The 16,876-nt window shown below is 60.7% G+C and carries 16 protein-coding genes; 9 read left to right on the top strand and 7 right to left on the bottom strand.

All coding sequences use genetic code 11. The features are described from left to right. Positions 1–33: 33 nt before the first annotated feature. Positions 34–1,482 (bottom strand): YhjD/YihY/BrkB family envelope integrity protein, encoded by a 1,449-nt coding sequence (locus tag ACEW8N_RS04510; RefSeq protein ID WP_373498611.1) that lies wholly within the window; start codon positions 1,480–1,482, stop codon positions 34–36. A gap of 293 nt (positions 1,483–1,775) precedes the next feature. On the opposite strand from ACEW8N_RS04510, the gene ACEW8N_RS04505 reads away from it, so the two are divergent. The 4 genes from ACEW8N_RS04505 (at position 1,776) to ACEW8N_RS04490 (ending at position 5,242) form a co-directional block, all read left to right on the top strand. Beyond that, complete coding sequence (locus ACEW8N_RS04505) at positions 1,776–2,873, top strand: phosphoribosyltransferase domain-containing protein (protein ID WP_373498610.1); 1,098 nt, start codon at positions 1,776–1,778, stop codon at positions 2,871–2,873. Positions 2,874–2,888: 15 nt separating this feature from the next. Beyond that, positions 2,889–3,893 (top strand): cysteine protease StiP domain-containing protein, encoded by a 1,005-nt coding sequence (locus ACEW8N_RS04500; protein WP_373498609.1) that lies wholly within the window; start codon positions 2,889–2,891, stop codon positions 3,891–3,893. 188 nt (positions 3,894–4,081) lie between these two features. Further along, entirely contained in the window at positions 4,082–4,939 is an 858-nt protein-coding gene (locus tag ACEW8N_RS04495; RefSeq protein ID WP_373498608.1) for an LEA type 2 family protein, read from the top strand. A 6-nt stretch (positions 4,940–4,945) separates the two neighbouring features. Next, positions 4,946–5,242, top strand: coding sequence for a hypothetical protein (locus ACEW8N_RS04490; RefSeq protein WP_373498607.1), 297 nt, complete (start codon positions 4,946–4,948; stop codon positions 5,240–5,242). A gap of 30 nt (positions 5,243–5,272) precedes the next feature. On the opposite strand, the gene ACEW8N_RS04485 is transcribed toward ACEW8N_RS04490, so the two are convergent. The 3 genes from ACEW8N_RS04485 to proC form a co-directional block, all read right to left on the bottom strand. Then, positions 5,273–5,782, bottom strand: coding sequence for a thioredoxin family protein (locus tag ACEW8N_RS04485; RefSeq protein ID WP_373498606.1), 510 nt, complete (start codon positions 5,780–5,782; stop codon positions 5,273–5,275). A gap of 85 nt (positions 5,783–5,867) precedes the next feature. Next, positions 5,868–7,703 carry a protein-disulfide reductase DsbD family protein gene (locus ACEW8N_RS04480; RefSeq protein ID WP_373498605.1) on the bottom strand — a complete coding sequence of 612 codons (1,836 nt, stop codon included), beginning with the start codon at positions 7,701–7,703 and terminating at the stop codon, positions 5,868–5,870. 13 nt (positions 7,704–7,716) lie between these two features. Further along, a complete protein-coding gene (gene proC, locus ACEW8N_RS04475) occupies positions 7,717–8,568 on the bottom strand; it encodes a pyrroline-5-carboxylate reductase (protein ID WP_373498604.1) in 852 nt (283 codons plus the stop codon). 310 nt (positions 8,569–8,878) lie between these two features. Here proC and ACEW8N_RS04470 point away from each other — a divergent pair, with 310 nt between their 5' ends. The 4 genes from ACEW8N_RS04470 to ACEW8N_RS04455 are packed head-to-tail and all read left to right on the top strand — an operon-like array spanning position 8,879 to position 12,165. Further along, positions 8,879–9,187: a YggT family protein gene (locus ACEW8N_RS04470; RefSeq protein ID WP_373498603.1), complete on the top strand. Its 309-nt coding sequence runs from the start codon at positions 8,879–8,881 to the stop codon at positions 9,185–9,187. Between the two features lie 53 nt (positions 9,188–9,240). Continuing rightward, complete coding sequence (locus ACEW8N_RS04465) at positions 9,241–10,323, top strand: type IV pilus twitching motility protein PilT (protein WP_373498602.1); 1,083 nt, start codon at positions 9,241–9,243, stop codon at positions 10,321–10,323. A gap of 22 nt (positions 10,324–10,345) precedes the next feature. Beyond that, a complete protein-coding gene (locus ACEW8N_RS04460) occupies positions 10,346–11,500 on the top strand; it encodes a type IV pilus twitching motility protein PilT (protein WP_373498601.1) in 1,155 nt (384 codons plus the stop codon). Next, positions 11,497–12,165, top strand: a complete 669-nt coding sequence (locus ACEW8N_RS04455; RefSeq protein ID WP_373498600.1) for a zinc-ribbon domain-containing protein — start codon at positions 11,497–11,499, stop codon at positions 12,163–12,165. The genes ACEW8N_RS04460 and ACEW8N_RS04455 overlap by 4 nt, the downstream gene beginning before the upstream one ends. Before the next feature lie 18 nt (positions 12,166–12,183). Here the strand turns inward: ACEW8N_RS04455 and ACEW8N_RS04450 are convergent, their stop codons facing one another. The 3 genes from ACEW8N_RS04450 to ACEW8N_RS04440 all read right to left on the bottom strand — a co-directional run bounded on the left by ACEW8N_RS04450 (position 12,184) and on the right by ACEW8N_RS04440 (position 16,136). After that, on the bottom strand, positions 12,184–12,963 hold the full coding sequence (locus ACEW8N_RS04450) for a type III pantothenate kinase (RefSeq protein ID WP_373498599.1): 780 nt from the start codon (positions 12,961–12,963) through the stop codon (positions 12,184–12,186). A 79-nt stretch (positions 12,964–13,042) separates the two neighbouring features. After that, positions 13,043–14,683, bottom strand: a complete 1,641-nt coding sequence (locus tag ACEW8N_RS04445; RefSeq protein ID WP_373498598.1) for an HAD-IA family hydrolase — start codon at positions 14,681–14,683, stop codon at positions 13,043–13,045. A gap of 19 nt (positions 14,684–14,702) precedes the next feature. Further along, entirely contained in the window at positions 14,703–16,136 is a 1,434-nt protein-coding gene (locus ACEW8N_RS04440; RefSeq protein WP_373498657.1) for an MFS transporter, read from the bottom strand. Positions 16,137–16,571: 435 nt separating this feature from the next. Here ACEW8N_RS04440 and ACEW8N_RS04435 point away from each other — a divergent pair. Continuing rightward, positions 16,572–16,876 (top strand): hypothetical protein (locus ACEW8N_RS04435; protein WP_373498597.1); only part of this gene is annotated, 305 nt, incomplete at its 3' end.

Raw genomic sequence — 16,876 nt, 5'->3', positions numbered from 1 at the left:
TCCTCTTGCCTCTCGCCTCTTGCCTCTCGCCCCTCAGCCATCAATGTCCCTAAGCAACCGCTTGGCCGCTGACGTCTCTGTCGACCGCTCCATCTCCTTCAGGATTTCAGTCAATTCGGCCAAGGCCGGCGTCGATGCCATGGCAAGGGTATCGCACCCGCGGTGTTCCATGGCCTCCACCACGGCCTTCACGGTCAACAGGGCGACATCCCTCCCGGGCTGAAACGCGACCTCATCCCCGGCATCCGGAACCGACTGACCCTTCCGCCGGGCGACGGAGCTGACGATGGAGAGGATCCCCACCTCCGAAAGCTGCGCTGTCAGCTCCCGGACCATGGCGATGGGGATCCCAAGGGCGGCGGCGATCTCGCCGCTGGTGGCGGGGGGCTCCGCGTCACAGAACCGCCTGACGAGCCAGTGGACGATTCTCAAGTAAATCGAGCGGTTGAGGAAGACGCTCACCCTCCGGCAGGCCGGGTCTATCGCCAGCTCGTCGAGCCGTTGCCAGGCCGCCGAGATGACGGCCCCGAAAAGAACGATGAGCCAGCTGGTCTGGAGCCATATCAGAAACAAGGGCAGGGCGGCAAAAGAGCCGTAGATGGCGTTGTTCCGGGCCACCCCCACCTGGAAATTGATGTACCCCCACTGGACCAATTGATAGAGGGTCCCCGCGATGACGCCCGCAATCACGGCGGAAGAAATCCGGACACGGGTGTTGGGCATGACCAGGTAGACCATTGAGAACAGGACCCACGCCAGGATATAGGGCAGCAGCTTGAGGGCCAGAAAGATCATGGGGCTGAAGGCCCCCAGTATCCATACCTCCCGGGTCATCAGGATCACCTGGGTCTTGATGAAGACGGTGGCGCTGCCGGACACGATCACCAGCACCGGCGAAAGGATCATCATTCCCAGGTAGTCGCCGACCTTCCGGCCGATGGAGCGGCCCTTCCCGACCTCCCAGATGGCATTGAGTGAACTTTCGATATTGCCCATCACCTTGATGACCACCCAGAACAGGACCGCCACGCCGACGCCGGCGATCAGGCCGCCCTCGGTGCTGTTCAGCAGGGTGCGGGCGAATTCGATCACCTGGATGACGACCGCTTCCTGCCCCGGCAAATTCTCCATCAGTTCCTTTTCCAGCCGCTGTTCGAAGCCGAAACCGCCCGCAATGCCGAACGCCATGGCCGCCACCGGAACGATGGAAAGCACGGTATAGAAGGTCAGGGCGGATGCCCTGAGCGCGCAATGATAGGACTGAAACCCCCGAAGGCTGACCAGGAACACCCGAATGAACCTCACGGCCAAACGGCGAGGAAAAGAAAGCGTCTCCATCCTGACGCGCCAGATGTCCGTCCTGTAGCTCCGAGAGATCTTGTCGACGACTCCCCGGATCTTGTCCATGGCCAATCCTTTCAAGGGGTTTTCAGGATGCGGGGGCTCCAGCGGCCCCATGACCGGCGTATCTTGCTGTTTCATCCATTACCATGCAACCGTCGCGGGAAAAAAGCAAGAATCGCAACGCGGCGGGGGAACCGGACGTACGGAGGAGGCAGGCCGGACCCCGGCACGCCCTTCTCCCCCGGATAGCCGCCGGGATTCCAGGCCAATCCATCAAAATCGGCAGGCGTGTTCTTGATTCCGCATTCCATTTGATATATACAGAGCGGCATCGGTCGAGAACCGGGGCGCGCAAGCGGCGGTCGGGGAATCGCTCCTGCGGCCCCTCAGACAGCGTTTTCGGTCATTTTTTATCTTTCAGGACATACGAAATGGCGATGAGGATCAATTTCAAAACAAAAAAGCGGGTTGACCCCGGGAGCTCTCCGGACAGTCTGCCTGCCGTCAGACCCATTTACCACCTGAGACGCAGAAACAATGCGCGGCGCAGAAGCGCCATGACCTTCTCCTGCCTCGGGAAGGTCGCGGGGACCAGCACTGCAACCCTGAGCTTCTGGAAATCCGGTCTTAAAAAGGTATTTCAAACCGCCTGCCGGGTCCGCCCGTTGACCCGCGCCCCCCTGATCATCGGCCTTGCGGAATCGGGCATCATCCCCTCCGCCCTCTTCCACCAGATCGTGCGCGAATCCTGCCCTGCCGCGGGATGGATCTGCTCCACCCGGAGGCCCTCTTCAGGCATCCGCTTTTCCGAAGGCCATTCCCACGCGCCGGACCACAGCCTTCCCGACCCGGAAACCCGGCCCACGGAACTCTGGTTCGTTGAGGACGAGATCACCACGGGGCAGACTCTCCTCGCGCTCTCCCTCGATCTCTGCCGGCGGCTGGATCAGCGGCGCGTCCGGTATGTCACCTTTGCCAACGCACAAACCCCGGAGATGAAGCGGCAGTTCCGATCGATTCTTTCGGAGAACGGCATCGCCTTCAGCGTCCATACCCTGTTTCCGAACCCGCCTGCCGATCTGACAGCCGTCCGGGAAAATTTCCGGCTCACGACCGATCCGGCGCCCCGGGCCCGGTCCAAGGGCTCCGCCCCGGCCATCGATTCAGACTGGCATTTTCCCGATCGCCGTCCGGCGCTCAGGCGGCAGATGCATAGCGACATGCGCCTGCCCGCGGGCCTGGACGGATCCCTCCTTGCCGTCGGGGAGGCCGTCGACCTCGGCATGCGAATGATCCAGATCAATCCGAAACTTCAGCTTCACCATATCACCCTGAGCCCTTGGGAAATCGACGATGTCAATATCCAGAACCGCCTCGATATCGGGGATGACTATTATCTCTACAACCTCCATAACCTCCGTCCGCCGCTTTACATCCTGAACGACCCCATGGACGACGCCGTGGCCATGGCTGCCCAAACCCACCTGAACGCCATCGGCTTTCAGACCCGTCGCCTGGACTTGGCCTGATCGCCGGAAAAAGCCATGCCGATGAGTAAAACCGTTCCGGATGCACCGCCCGATCTGTGGGGGCAGAAGATTTACGCCCAATTCCTCGGGGAGATCGATCCGTTCGAAGACCACGAACACTTCAGGCCCCTCGATCGTGCCTACACCGGCGACAACACCTTCTGGACCGTGCCGTCTCCCGAGCCCCGGCTTTCGGACGCCTTCTGGAAACGTGTTGCGGCCCACCTGGACGATGAAAAAATTCAGGAAGCGGGCAGGTGTCTGGCGGAGGCCGTTTCAAGGTGGGAGCCCCAAGGCGACCATCTGGTCTTTGCGGCCATCCTGAGGGCCGGCGTCCCCGTCGCCGACTGGCTGTGCCGCTTCTTTCCGGGGGCGAAGGCCGCCGCCCTCTCCCTTTTTGTGGGGCTGGGGATCGACGGCGCCGCCCTCGACGCGCTCCGGCGGCGCCATCCGAAACGGAAGATCGTCTTCGTGGACGGCTGGACCGGTCGGGGAGGCGTCGCCCGCGCCATTTCCGGTCTGGGCATGGGCCCCCTGGCCGTTCTCATCGACCCGTGGGGATGGGCTGATTTTTCGGGCACGCGCGAAGACCTCTTCTGCCCCACGGCCTGTTTCACGGGCGTGGCTACGCTGGGGTTCTCCCGAACCTTCTTCGTGGACCGGACCCGCCTCTTCGGAGCCTATCGCTTTCCCGGGCGTTACTGCCGGGGCGCCCTGGTCAAGGCCTGGCAGGACCTCTGGCCCGGCATGGGTTCAACAGGCGGCGTCAGGAGGCCCCGCCCCCGCCGTTTCTTCCGGGAAACTTCGCTCAGGATCCACGCCAACGAGGTCTGCCGGGCACTTATCAATGCCGCACCCGAGCGTCTGCTTTTTCTGGATCCGGCCGACGTGGCCAAACGGCTTTACCCGCTCCTCCCCGATCTGGCTGAGCGGCGAAAGGTTCCTGTCCAATATGGGGTGGGCCGCATCGCCGACCTTGGCACCAGGGTGGCCTGCACACTGAAATCGACAGGGGCTTGAGGGGAACCGCTGCAACCGGCCGCAAGCCCCCTGGAAAATCGTCCTCAATCCTCCCCCGGGGAAAGAACCCCGGGCCGTGCCGCCCCGGCGGCCGGTATTCGGGCTTTAAATTTCAGCCGGTTTGATATATGGAAAGATCAGCGCAGTCCTCCGCGCACCACCCCGGTTACACCGACGGAGAATCGATCATGCTTCGAAAGCCAGCGGTATCAGCCCTGGTCATCCTGGTCTTCATGGGATGCCAAACAGCCTTCCAACAGCGCCCCTATCAGCAGCTCCTGGATAGGCCCGAGGTCACGTTCCAGGGAAAAGAGCAGAAATTCACCTCTTTTTTCGAGGCCGAACCCGTTTTCCGTTTCCAGGTCGACAATCCCAATCCCCTCGGGCTTTCGGTAAAAAACATGACCTTCAACCTGACCATCCTCGACCAGAAATTCATCACGGGGATCTCCGACCAGGGCATCCTCATCCGCCCGGCCACGTCGGAAACCGTCGAACTGACCCTGCCGCTCAATTTCATGGATGTGTTTGACACCGCGGATGCGCTCCAAAAAACCCCTCATGCGCGCTTCGACCTGATCGGCGAGATGGCGGTCGGCCCATTTTTCATTCCCTACGACATCTCGGGAGAGCTGGAAATTCCCCGCATTCCCTCGGTCACGGTGGAATCGGTCAAGATCAAAGACCGATCCCCGGGCCATTTGCGCCTCTCCATCACCCTCATCCTGAATAATCCCAACCCGTTTCCGACACCGCAGGGCTTTCTGGAATACACGACGATCCTGGCGGACACGACCCTGGGCAAAGGATGGCTGACGCCGATCGACGCCGTTGACGCCCTCGGGCAGAAACGGATGACCATCCCCTTCGAGGCCGGAGGGGTCCGCGCCGGCGGCGCGATTTCGGCGGCCCTTAAAAAGTCCGTGATCGACTGTAAACTGTCCGGAGCGATCCGTTATGCGGTTCCAGGCCGGGGGCGGCGGAACTTTCCGTTCACCTTCACCGGCAGGGTTCCCATAGGCGACATCCCGAATCACGGTGGATGACCCGCCATGCATATCGATGAAAATCCCCTGTTCCGAAAGGCCATCGTTCCCTGGTACGATTCGGAAGCCGCCTGCCTGGTCACGGTCATCCTGATGGAATCGGTCTTTGTGCTGGGCGTTTTCGGCCTGTCCGTGGTCCGGGAAACCCCGGAATTCCATCGATATGTATGGTTCCCGGTCACTCTGATGGCGCTCAGCTTCGCTGCTGTCCTGTCCATCACCATCCGGCTGTTCCGCAGGTATGCCCACCGCCGGAAAAAAAGGCAGGGGCAGTCGGATTACATCTCCATCGGAAGGCGATGACCGGAGGGCCTTCGGCCGAAGATTCGGACGCTATTTCCCTTCCTGAAATTTCTTGAAATCCATTTTTTTGAAACTGTCGGTGTGGATGTATTTCAGGAGGGGAAGCATGAGATCCGGCGGTATGTAGCCGGGCTGGGATCCGATATTCGCCCCGTCTTCCGCGATGAAAAAGCTTGTGGGCAGCCCCTGGACGCTGTATTCCCTTGCGATGTTCTGCTGCCTGTCGGAGTCAACCTGGATAGGAATGTAGTGGTCATTCAGGTATGCCGCCACCGCGCTGTCCCGGAAGGTTTTCTCTTCCATCACCTGGCAATAGTGGCACCAGTCCGCAAAGAAATTCAGGAAGATTTTCTTTCCTTCCTGCTTTCCGCGGCGAATCCCCTCTTCATAGCCGTACCAGCGAATCTTGGATTCGGCGGTGCCCTTCCCGCCCTGGGGGGCGGTACCCTTTTCCCGGGACGTTCCAACCGAAGGCGCCGCAAGAAACGCAAGACAGCACAGCAGCACCCCGATTCCGATCGACTTGAAAGCAGATTTCAATCTTTTCTCCTCCTGACACATGTCTGACAGGCAATGCCTGCGGGCGGCATACATTCCGGATCCGGGAGCGATCAAGGGCCTCCGGTCACTCGGAGACGGCTGTCGCAACCCTTTCCATCCGGGCCAATAGATGCCCCGGGGGAACAAATTCAGTAATCGTCTCATCAGGGATCACCCGCCCCCCGGGGTCCGCGAAAAGGATGGTCGGCAGGCCCACGATCCCGTACTTTTTCCGCAGCGAGGCAGCCCCTGGCTCCCCGGCATTGGAACTGTCCACCTTCAGGGCCACGAACCCCCCGGCCGCGGCGACGACCTTCGGATCGGAGAAGGTCTGCTCGTCCAGATTTACGCATGCGGCGCACCAGTCCGCATAGAAATCGATCATGACGGGCCTGTGGGTCCGGCCGGCCTCCGCCATGGCTTCAGCTTCGTCTTTGAACCAGGATATCCCCGCCCGATCGGGTCCCCGGGGCGTCGAAGAGAACTCAATCCCGGTTATTGCGAAGCGGGCGGCGTAGACAACGCCTATGGTCAGGCACAGAATGCCCAGTGACTTTTTCAACCGCGCGTATCCCCCGGATTCCGGGGAAAGGGAATCCAGCGCACCCAGGAATGTGCCCGTGCCGATCAGACAAGCGCCGGTGGCGAGCAGGACGATCCTCTCGGGCAGGAGGGGCGCGACATAATAGAGCGCCGCACCCAGCATGAAAATGCCGAAGGACTGCTTCAGTCTTTCCATCCAGGGGCCGGATTTCGGGAGCAGGGCGACGGCGCCGGAAAAGGTGCCGATCACGAGAAACAGCGTCCCCATTCCCAGGGCAAAACTCCACATGATCAGAAACCCCTGCAGTTTGTCGCCCAGGGTCGCGATATACACCAGAAGCGCCACCAGAAGGGGCCCCACGCATGGCCCGACCACGGCGCCCGCGGCAGCACCGGTGAAAAACACGCCGATCCCCCCCCCGCCGAATTTCGCCCCCAACCGGGAGGCCACCCGGGAGGGCATCCGCAGGTGAAACAGATCGAACAGGCTCAGGGCGAGAATCACAAACACAGCAGCCACCCCGATGCGCACCGCCGGATGATCGCTCAGGGCCCCGAACAGGCCGCCCGACCAGGCGGCAGCGACCCCCAAGGCGGCATACACCAGGGACATGCCCAGCACATAGAGCAAGGACAGGCCGAACCCACGGGAAAGACTGCCCGTGCTGACGGCGCCGATAACGCTCATGGTGATGGGAATCATCGGGTACACGCAGGGCGTCAGGCTCGCCAGAAGGCCCCAGACAAAGGCCGCGGCCAAAACGCCCGCAAGCCCGAATCGACGTGCCGTTCTTTCGTAGGGGTTATCCCCTTCCGCCCCGCCGGAGGCTTCCCCGGAGAGCGCGGGCTGAACCGGAGGGGCGCCGGCAGCCGGGGCGGCGTCAATCTTGAGGGTCACTTCCAGATGCTTCTGCTGGGGAAGGAAACAGCGGGTGTCCGAGCACCCCTGATAGCGGACCGTCAGCGGTACGGCGACGGGGCCTGCAGCAGCCGACGGATCAATGGAAACCGGCATGCGAAACGATACGTCGCCCACATAAAAACGCGCCGTTTTTCCGTCCGGCTGCGGCTTTTCGATGCTCTCGGGGGGGATAGGCTCCCCGTGAACGATGCCGGGCGCATCGCCGGCTTCAATCACCATTTTGGATGCGTAGAGCTTGTGTCCGGATGCAATCCTGACAGCGACCACAATGGCGCCGTCCTCTCCCGAAGCCATCACGGGGGGGACCGCCTCGGCACGGAAGTCGAACGGGTCCGGTTCCGCGGTGCTCTGGGGGGACGCATCGATCAAAAACCCGCCGCTTTGGGCTGAAATCCCGGGCGATGCCAGAAACAGAACGACGCCGAGGACGAGGGGTATGCTCTTCTTTATCAACATCGACCTTTCAGGATTATCGGCTGAGTTCTTCCGCCCGACGGGCTGCGGCGAGGATTGCTTCAATGATGTTGCGGCGGACGTTATTTTTTTCCAGCACCTGGACGGCGGCCTCGGTCGTTCCGCCCGGAGACGTCACCTTCTTCCGCAGGCTTTCGGGGGCTTCCTGTTTTGCGAGGATCAGCTTCACCGCCCCTTCCAGGGTCTGCAGGGTCAGCGCGGCGGCATCCGAAGGGTCAAGGCCGGCTTCGATGCCCGCCTGGGTCATGGCCTCGATCAAATAGAAGACATAGGCCGGACCGGAACCGGAAAGGGCGGTGACCGCATCCAGCTTTTCCTCCCCGAAAACGATGACCCGGCCCATGGCACCCAGGATTTCCATGGCCGCTTCGATATCCTCTTCCACGGCATACCGATTGGGGCTCATCCCCGACATCCCCGCCAGAACGAGGGCCGGCGTATTGGGCATCACCCGGATGATGGGCATCTCGCGGGCCCTGACTTCCGTCAGGGGGCCGTAGAGCAGGGCCTCGATCTTCCGGATCGGGAAACCGGCGGCAATGGAAATCACCAGGGTCCGTCCGCCCGCGCCATAGCCTGCGCTTTGGGCGATCTCCCCGAGCACGCCCGTCAGTTGCTGGGGTTTGACGGCCAGAACGACGATATCGCATTCGGCAAACAGCCGGGCGTTGTCGCCGGCGAGGGTGACCCCGTAGACCTCCGACATATATCTCAGACGCTCCTCGCTGGCGTCGCTGACCACGATATTTTCTTTGGGAAATATCCGGGAGTTGAGCAGGGCGCCGACGATCGCCTCCCCCATGTTCCCCCCGCCCATAAAACCGATGCTTCGATGCTGATTGGTCATGATTTCTCCTGTTTCGATCTTGAGGCCCCGAGGCCAGCCCTTGAAATACCGTTCATCCCGTTATCCTGTCAACGCTTTTAACGGAAATAACTTGACTTATATGGGTTTAAAGTTTTAAATTTCAGAAACCATACTACAATCACCCAGCATTTCCGGAGATATTCCGTTTTCAAAACAGGCTAACGCATTGTATTAACAATATGACCAGAACACCCCGCATGCAATGGGAGCTCCCGCCAACATAGAAGGAGACCCCCTGCAATGTGGCAAATCTGAACATTCTTACCAGACAACAAAGGATCTGAAGGACATGTCTATTATTATCGGAAACTTTATCATTGCGCTTTCAACGGTGATCGATTACGTCCTGGTTTTCTACATGTGGATCGTCATCGCAAGGGCGGTCCTGTCCTGGGTCAATCCGGATCCCTACAACCAGATCGTCCGCATCATATACAACCTCACGGAACCGGTGCTCCACCAGATCCGAAACCGGCTTCCCGTCACCGTTGGCGGAATCGACCTCTCCCCCATCATCATTTTCCTCATCATCATCTTTCTTCAGAAATTTGTGGTCACCAGCCTTTATGTGCTCGGGAATTCGATGCTGCGGCCCTGATCGCGACATGCCGTTCCACGCCTTTGCAACCATTCATCCGGTAGAGGAATATCATGGCAAAAATCGATGCATTCTTTAAATTGATGAATGACCAGGGGGCTTCGGACCTCCATCTGGTATCGGGCCAGCCGCCGGCACTCCGCCTTCGCGGCGAAATTGAACGGGTCAAGTACAAGATCCTCGACAACGACGAACTCAAGGCCATGCTCTACGAAATTACGCCCGAGGACAAGGTCAAGGTCTTCGAGGAGACCGGCGACGTGGATTTCGGTTACGAAATCCCCGGCCTGGCGCGATACCGCGCCAATTTTTTCATGCAGAAAAATGGCTGCGCGGCCGTATTCCGCGAGATCCCCAGCACGATCCTGACCGTCGAGAAGCTGGGGCTTCCGCCGGTCATCGCCAAACTGGCCAACCTGCCCCGGGGCCTCGTCCTCGTCACCGGCCCCACCGGAAGCGGCAAGTCGACCACCCTCGCGGCCATCATCGACGAGGCCAACCGGACCCGCAAAGACCATATCATCACCATCGAGGATCCCATCGAGTTCGTTCATGCGAGCCAGAAATGCATCGTCAACCACCGGGAGGTGGGCAACCATACCCAGAACTTCAGCGCGGCCCTGAGGGGGGCCCTCCGGGAAGACCCGGATATCATCCTCGTCGGGGAGCTCCGGGACCTGGAGACCATCTCCCTGGCCATCGAAGCGGCATCCACCGGCCACCTCGTCTTCGGCACCCTCCACACCAGCAGCGCGGCCAAAACCGTTGACAGGGCCATCGAGGTGTTTCCCGCCACCCAGCAGGCCCAGATCCGATCCACCCTGGCCGACGGCATCCGCGCCGTCATCGCCCAGACCCTCTTCAAACGGATCGACATCAAAGGCCGGGTCGCGGCCCTGGAGATCCTCATCGCCACCCCCGCCGTCCGCAACCTGGTTCGGGAAAACAAGACCTATCAGATCAACTCCATGATCCAGACCGGGAAAAAATACGGCATGCTGCTCCTGGACGACTCGATCATGGATCTGCTTGAAAAAGGCTGGATCAGCCCGGACGATGCCTACAACAAGGCCAACGACAAATCACGGTTCAGGCCGTTTATCAAAAACCCGCCCTCCGATTTCACCGACGCATAGCGCGCATCAGGAGTCCGCCGCAATGAGAAAACAGGAAGTCGATTATATCATCACCCGGATGCTCGACGCTTACGGGAACGTATCGGATCTCAACATCACCGTGGGCAAACCCTTTCAGGTCGAATCCTCCGGACAGCTTGCCGCCGTGGAGATGGAGCCCAGCTTCAAGGAGCTCACCCCCTTCCAGACGGAGATCTTCGCGCTCAACCTGATCAACAAGAACCGCCGGCTGACGGAAACCCTCATCCGCGAGGGATCGTGCGATCTATCCTACATCCTGCCGGGAAAGGCCCGGTTCAGGGTCAACATCTTTTCCCAGCGGGGAATGTATTCGAGCGTCCTCCGGAAGCTCGAAACCAAGATCCCCACCATCGAGGACCTGAAGCTGCCCGGCGCCTTCGGCAGGATCGCCCAGGAGCGGAACGGGATCGTCTTCGTCACGGGCGCCACCGGCAGCGGCAAGACGACCTCCCTGGCCGCCGTCCTGAACGCCGTCAACGAGTCCAAGACCGTCCATGTCATCACCCTGGAAGATCCGGTGGAATATTCCCACCCCCACAAGAAAAGCACCTTCAACCAGCGCGAACTGGGGAAGGACTTCGACACCTTCGCCCACGGTCTCAGGGCCGCCCTCCGCCAGGCGCCCAAGATCATCCTGGTCGGTGAAATGCGGGACCGGGAGACGGTTGAGATCGGTCTTTCCGCCGCCGAGACCGGCCACCTGGTTTTAAGTACCCTTCATACGGTCACGGCGGGCCAGAGCGTCGAGCGTCTCCTGGGGTTTTTCAACATCGAGGAGGAAAAGCAAATCCGCATGCGACTCTCCGGCACCATCCGCTGGATCGTCTGCCAGCGCCTCCTGCCCAAACTCGGCGGCGGCCGGATCGCGGCCTTCGACATCATGGGGACCAACCTGCGCGTCCAGGAATCCATTCTGCATGGGGAGTCCGAGGGCAAAACCTTTTACGAAATTCAGGAGGCCGGCAGGGCCTTCGGCATGACGACCTTCGATGAGTACATCATCGGCCTCTTCGAAAAGGGCGCCATCAGCGAGGATACCGCCCTTTCCTACTGCACCCGAAAGGCTATTGTGGGCCGCGGGATCGATATCATCAAAAACAGACGCGGTGAATCCACCACCGATATCACCGGCCTTGAGCTGGAGGGCAGGGCATGAAAATAAACTGCGTTCATTGCCAGAAAGCGATCGTCATCCCCGACGAAAAGGTCCCCCTGGACAAAGCGTTTTCCCTCAACTGCCCCAGATGCAGCAGACGGTTCACCGTGGATGCCATCAAATCGGACCCTCCTGGTGATCCGAACAGCCGCCCCGCGGGGCCGGACGCGGCGGGGTCGGACGACAGCATGGATGGCGGGGCACCGGTCAATCCATTCCAATTCCTGGAAGAAGGTGCGAAGACGGCCATCCTGTGCATGGCCAGGGAAGACCTTCTTGCCCAGGTCCGCGCGGCCCTGGCGGAGGCCGGATACCACACCCTCGAAACCACAGCCGCCCGCGACACCCTCCGACAGATGCGGTTTCACGATTTTGATCTGGTGGTTCTGGATGAACTTTTCGGGACCCGGGACCCGGAAATGAACCATGTCCTTAAATATGTCAGCCAGCTCACCATGGACAGCCGCCGCTGGATGTTCGTCATCCTCGTCTCCGACCGGTTCATGACGGGCGACAATATGCAGGCCTATCACAACAGCGTGAATCTGATCATCAATCCACAGGATATCCACCAGTTCGGCATGATCATGAAGCGGGGCCTGGGGGAGCACGAAGCCTTTTACCGGGTATTCAACCAGGAGTACGAAAAACTGAACGGCATTTAGCAGGATGGGTGCGACGGATCAGCCTTCCACCCTGAACTGCCGTTCATGGATCAGACGAAGGCCCTCAAGCGTCAGATCGCCCTCGACGACGCGGATGGTTTCACTCACGCCGGCCATCAGGGGTGCCAGGCCCCCGGTGGCGATCACCGTGGGAGAGGAGTCCATCTCCTGCGCCATGCGGCGTACCATGCCGTCCACGAGCCCGGCATACCCGAAGATGATGCCCGACTGGATGCTGCAGGCGGTGTCCTTGCCGATGACGCGGTCCGGCGCGGTGAAGATCTCGACCCGGGGCAGTTTGGACGCCTTCATGAACAGGGCCTCCGCCGAGATCATGATGCCTGGGCAGATGGCGCCGCCGAGATACTCCCCATTCTCGGAGACGGCGTCAAAGGTGGTGGCCGTCCCGAAGTCTATGATGATCAGGCTGGTGGGGTATTTGGCGTAGGCGCCCACGGCGTTGACGATGCGGTCCGCGCCCACCTCCCTCGGATTGCTGTACAGGATGGGCATTCCGGCCGCCGTCCGGGCGTCCACCCAGACAGGCGCGTGGTTGAGGTATTTCCGGCAGAAGGCGTCCAGGATGTTGACCAGTTGGGGGACAACGCTGGAAATGATGGTCTCGGTCACCTGTGACGCCACGATCCGGTCCCGGGCAAACAGGCCTGAAACCAGGAAATTGAACTCGTCCTCGGTCGTGTTCTTCTCCGTCCGGATGCGCCAGGCCCGGACGAGGGTCCGCCCGTCGTAGATCCCCATCACCGTATTCGTATTGCCCACGTCGATTACCAGTAACATTCCGTATATCTCCTTTTTTGAGGGGCAAGAGGCGAGGGGCGAGAGAAGCCCATAGCCCATAGCCCATAGCCTCTGGCCCTCAGCCCTTAAACCTGTCAAACACCCGGGCGATTTCATCCGTCTCAAACCGGGGCCAGTCGGCAGGCCGGCCCTCCCGGACCGCGGTGATGCCATGTCCCGGATCGAGGACCTTGCCGATGACGGTGACCTGGATCCCCGCCGCATGGATTTGTCGGATCAGGGACTGGCAGTTTGTTTCGCGGCACGCGATAAGAAGGCTCCCGGACCCGATCAGGCCCAATGGCGCGATATCGAGCAGGTCACAGATTTTCTGGGTCTGGGGGAAAACCGGGATATTCTCCACCATCACCCGGATTTCATGGCCGCCTGCGATGGAAAGCTCTTCCAGGGCCGTCGAGAGCCCGCCCTCCGTCACGTCATGCATGGCGCTGATCCCCCCGGACGCCGCGGCGATCCGGGCCTCTTTAAGGATGCTGATCCGGCTCAAAAAGCCGCGGCACACGCCAAGCTCCGCCTCGGTCATGCCCCGCTTTTTCAGTTCTTCCCCAAACTCCCGGGCAATGATGCTCGTCCCCTCCACGGCCACGGCCTTGGTCAGCAATACGACGTCCCCGGAGCGCATCCGCGCCTTGTCCACCAGGTCCTTTTTCGCCACGGTGCCCGCCAGCATGCCCGTCACCACCGGGCGGGTCACCGCGTCGGTGATTTCCGTATGCCCGCCGCATAAGGTGATCCGCCAGTTTCGGCAGGTGGCCTCCAGGTCGTTCAGCACCTCGAAAACCTGTGCCGGAGTGGTGCCCAGGGGAAACATCAGGGTGGTAAGCAGCCACCGGGGGACAGCGCCGGAGGTGGCGATGTCGTTGGCATTGACCAGGACCGCGTATTGTCCGATGGCATCCGTAGCGAAGGTGATGGGGTCGGATTTGAGAATCAGCACCTCCTCGCCGGCTACCGTCACTGCGGCGATGTCTTCGCCGATGCCCGGATGGATGATGACGGACGGGTCCCGAAAGTCAAAGGCATCCAGATATTTCTTCAACAGGTCGTTGGGGAACTTGCCTCCGGACAACGGAAGATAGAGCCTGAGCACATCCCTGACCTCATCCATATCCGCCGCCCGGTGGTCGCTCAAATCCTGGAAGGGCCGCTGGCCGGGCAGGGTTGCCGACAGGCCGTGGTCGAGCCACACGGTCGTGGCACCGGCGCCGTTTCCCGCCTGGATGTCAAACACGAAATCCCCCACCACCGCCACCTCCCGGGGATCCAGTGCGAAGCGGGCCGCCGCGGTCACCACACCCTCCGGATGCGGCTTGGGGGCGACGGGGTCCTCTCGGGAGATGATCAGCTCGAAATCCGTTGCGTCGACGGCGGAAAAGTTCTCGAGGGCTCTCAGCACCGAAGCCCGAAGGTTCCGGGTCAGGATGCCCAGTCGCACCCCCCGCCGCAGGCACCACTGGACAAGTTGTTCCGCCCCGGCGCAGGGTGTGGAGACTTCCGCCGCCGCCATTTCAAAATCTTCCAGAATACGGTGGGCCCGGGCTTTTGCCGCGGGATCGGCAATCGCCTCGATATATTCCAGAACCGGCTGCTCCGGGGGGCACCCGACCGCCTGCTTGATCCGGGGAAAATCGAGCGCCCCCGGACATGTCAATGTCCCGTCAAAATCGAACAACACTGCTTTGACAATCCTGTTTTTCATCAATCCTGAAACATCCCCCTCAGCACTTGGAACGCTTTCTTCTGTCCGGCCCGCGCAGGAAGGTTACGAGGATGCCGGCGCCGCCGATGGCGACTCCGGACATCATGGCGAAACGGAATGCCGCCATAAAGACGGGTTCCAACTCCGGCCTGTAAACGGTCAGGGGAAGCCCCCCGTTCAGTGAATAGAAGACGCTGTTGAATAGGGTTCCGGCCAGGGCGATTCCCGTCACCATGCCCAGATTGCGGACCGTGGCCACGGTCCCGGCGGCGACCCCCATGAAATTGGACGGCACGGCGCTCATGACCTCGGCATTGTTGGGCGCGATAAACATGGCCACGCCGATGCCGCTCACGGCCATTCGCCAGGCGATCTGAAGTTTTGAAAAATCCGGCTCCAGTCGGGACAGCAGAACAAAGGCCGCCGTCAGGATCACCATGCCGGTCGTACAGAGCCACCGGGACCCCAGCCGGTCGGACAGGGCCCCGGAAACCGGGGCGAAAAGAAACAGGAAAACAAAGGGGGTCACCATGATCAGGCCGGTTTCCCGGGAGGAAAACCCGCAGGGATGGATCAGGAAAAAGGGCATAAGGAAGATGATGGTGAACAGGCCCGCGAAGAGGATCATCGCCGCCAGTACCGGCAGGGCAAACAGCCGGATCCGCAGCAACGACGGCGATATCAGGGGGAACCTCACCCGCCCTTCCTGGAAGATGAGCCCCAGGGCCGCAAGCAGGCTCAGCGCCATCAGGGAAAGAAAGGGAAAACTGGCGTATCCCCAGTCGTATCCGTGAGTCACGGCGGCCAAAAGCGCCCCCGTGCAGAGGGCCAGGAGGAGCGCGCCCCAGCCGTCGAAAGACTCCCGCCGGACCCCATCGCACCCGCCGCTCTTCAACAGCCGGTTGGCGTACAGGGCCGTCGCAACGCCGATGGGGATGTTGATCCAGAAAATGAACGGCCAGGATGCGATATGAAGAATCCATCCACCCAGGGCCGGCCCAACCATGAGGCCCGACGCCACCACCGCGCCCAGGGTTCCCAGGGCCTTTCCCCGCTCCGATTCCGGAAACGCATCCGCGACGATGGCCTGGGTGCAGGACATCACCATGGCCGCCCCGACCCCCTGAAACGCCCGGGATCCGATGAGCCACCAGGCATTGTCGGCGAGGGCGCAGCATAAGGATCCCGCGGAGAAAGCCCCCAGCCCTCGGGTATAGACCCAGCGACGCCCCCGAATATCGCTCAAGCGCCCGAAACTGAGGAGCAGCGAAGAAACGGTAAGGAGATAGATCATCATCACCCACTCCACGGTGGACAGAGGCACCGAAAGGTCATGCATGATCGTCGGGAGGGCGATGTTGACAATGCTGCCGTCCAGCGTGGACATGAACACGCCCACGGCAACGACCACGAAAACCGTCCACTTATTCGGAGGGCGCCGCGGAGGGGGCATTTTCACGGGGCGAATCCCCTTGGATCTGAATCTTGCGACATCCATCAAGCGCCTTTCCTTCCGGTTATAGACTTCCAGATAAAGATTTTGGCTGCGTTATCGATCGTCGACGTATGACCTATACGCCTTCCCCCCTCTGCCTTGCCAAAATCATTATCTGAAAGTCTATCGAAAAACCGCTGCAATATAGAGGATCACCCCAAAAAGATCAACGTTCTTTCACCGGCGCCCGAACGATTCCGGAAGACCGAAGCAAGGGGACGTCGCCCGGCGGGACACCCTATCCGCGATCCCGCCCGTTCATCTGAAATCATAGACGGAGGAGCCGTTTCTCAGATCATAACAGATCTTGACTTATGATCCGGTTTCTGTTCAAACCAATCAGTTTTACCGGAATTCCGAAGCACTTTCCAACACCCAACAGGACGATCGATCATGACACAGATGGAACTGGAAGAAGACCAGAAACAATTTCTCCTCGCGCTATACGATGGATTGGGCGGCAGCACATCCAAACAGATGTCCATGTATGATATCGGCACCGCCATGGGGTTGGAAAAACCGGAATCCCTGAAAATCGCCGAGTCGCTCATGGGGCTGGACGCTCTGGAAGTCAGAACCCTGGCGGGAGGCATCGGCCTGACGGACGCCGGAGCCGAGGCAGCCCGAAACCTGGGCGCCGGGGGCGATGTCGAAGGCCCGGCGCGCCTGGGCCAGGGGCCGGTGATCGAGGAAGCCGC

It is taken from the genome of Desulfococcus sp., from assembly GCF_041737845.1.
Classification (GTDB): Bacteria; Desulfobacterota; Desulfobacteria; order Desulfobacterales; family Desulfococcaceae; genus Desulfococcus.
This window is presented reverse-complemented; position numbering and strand designations above follow the sequence as displayed.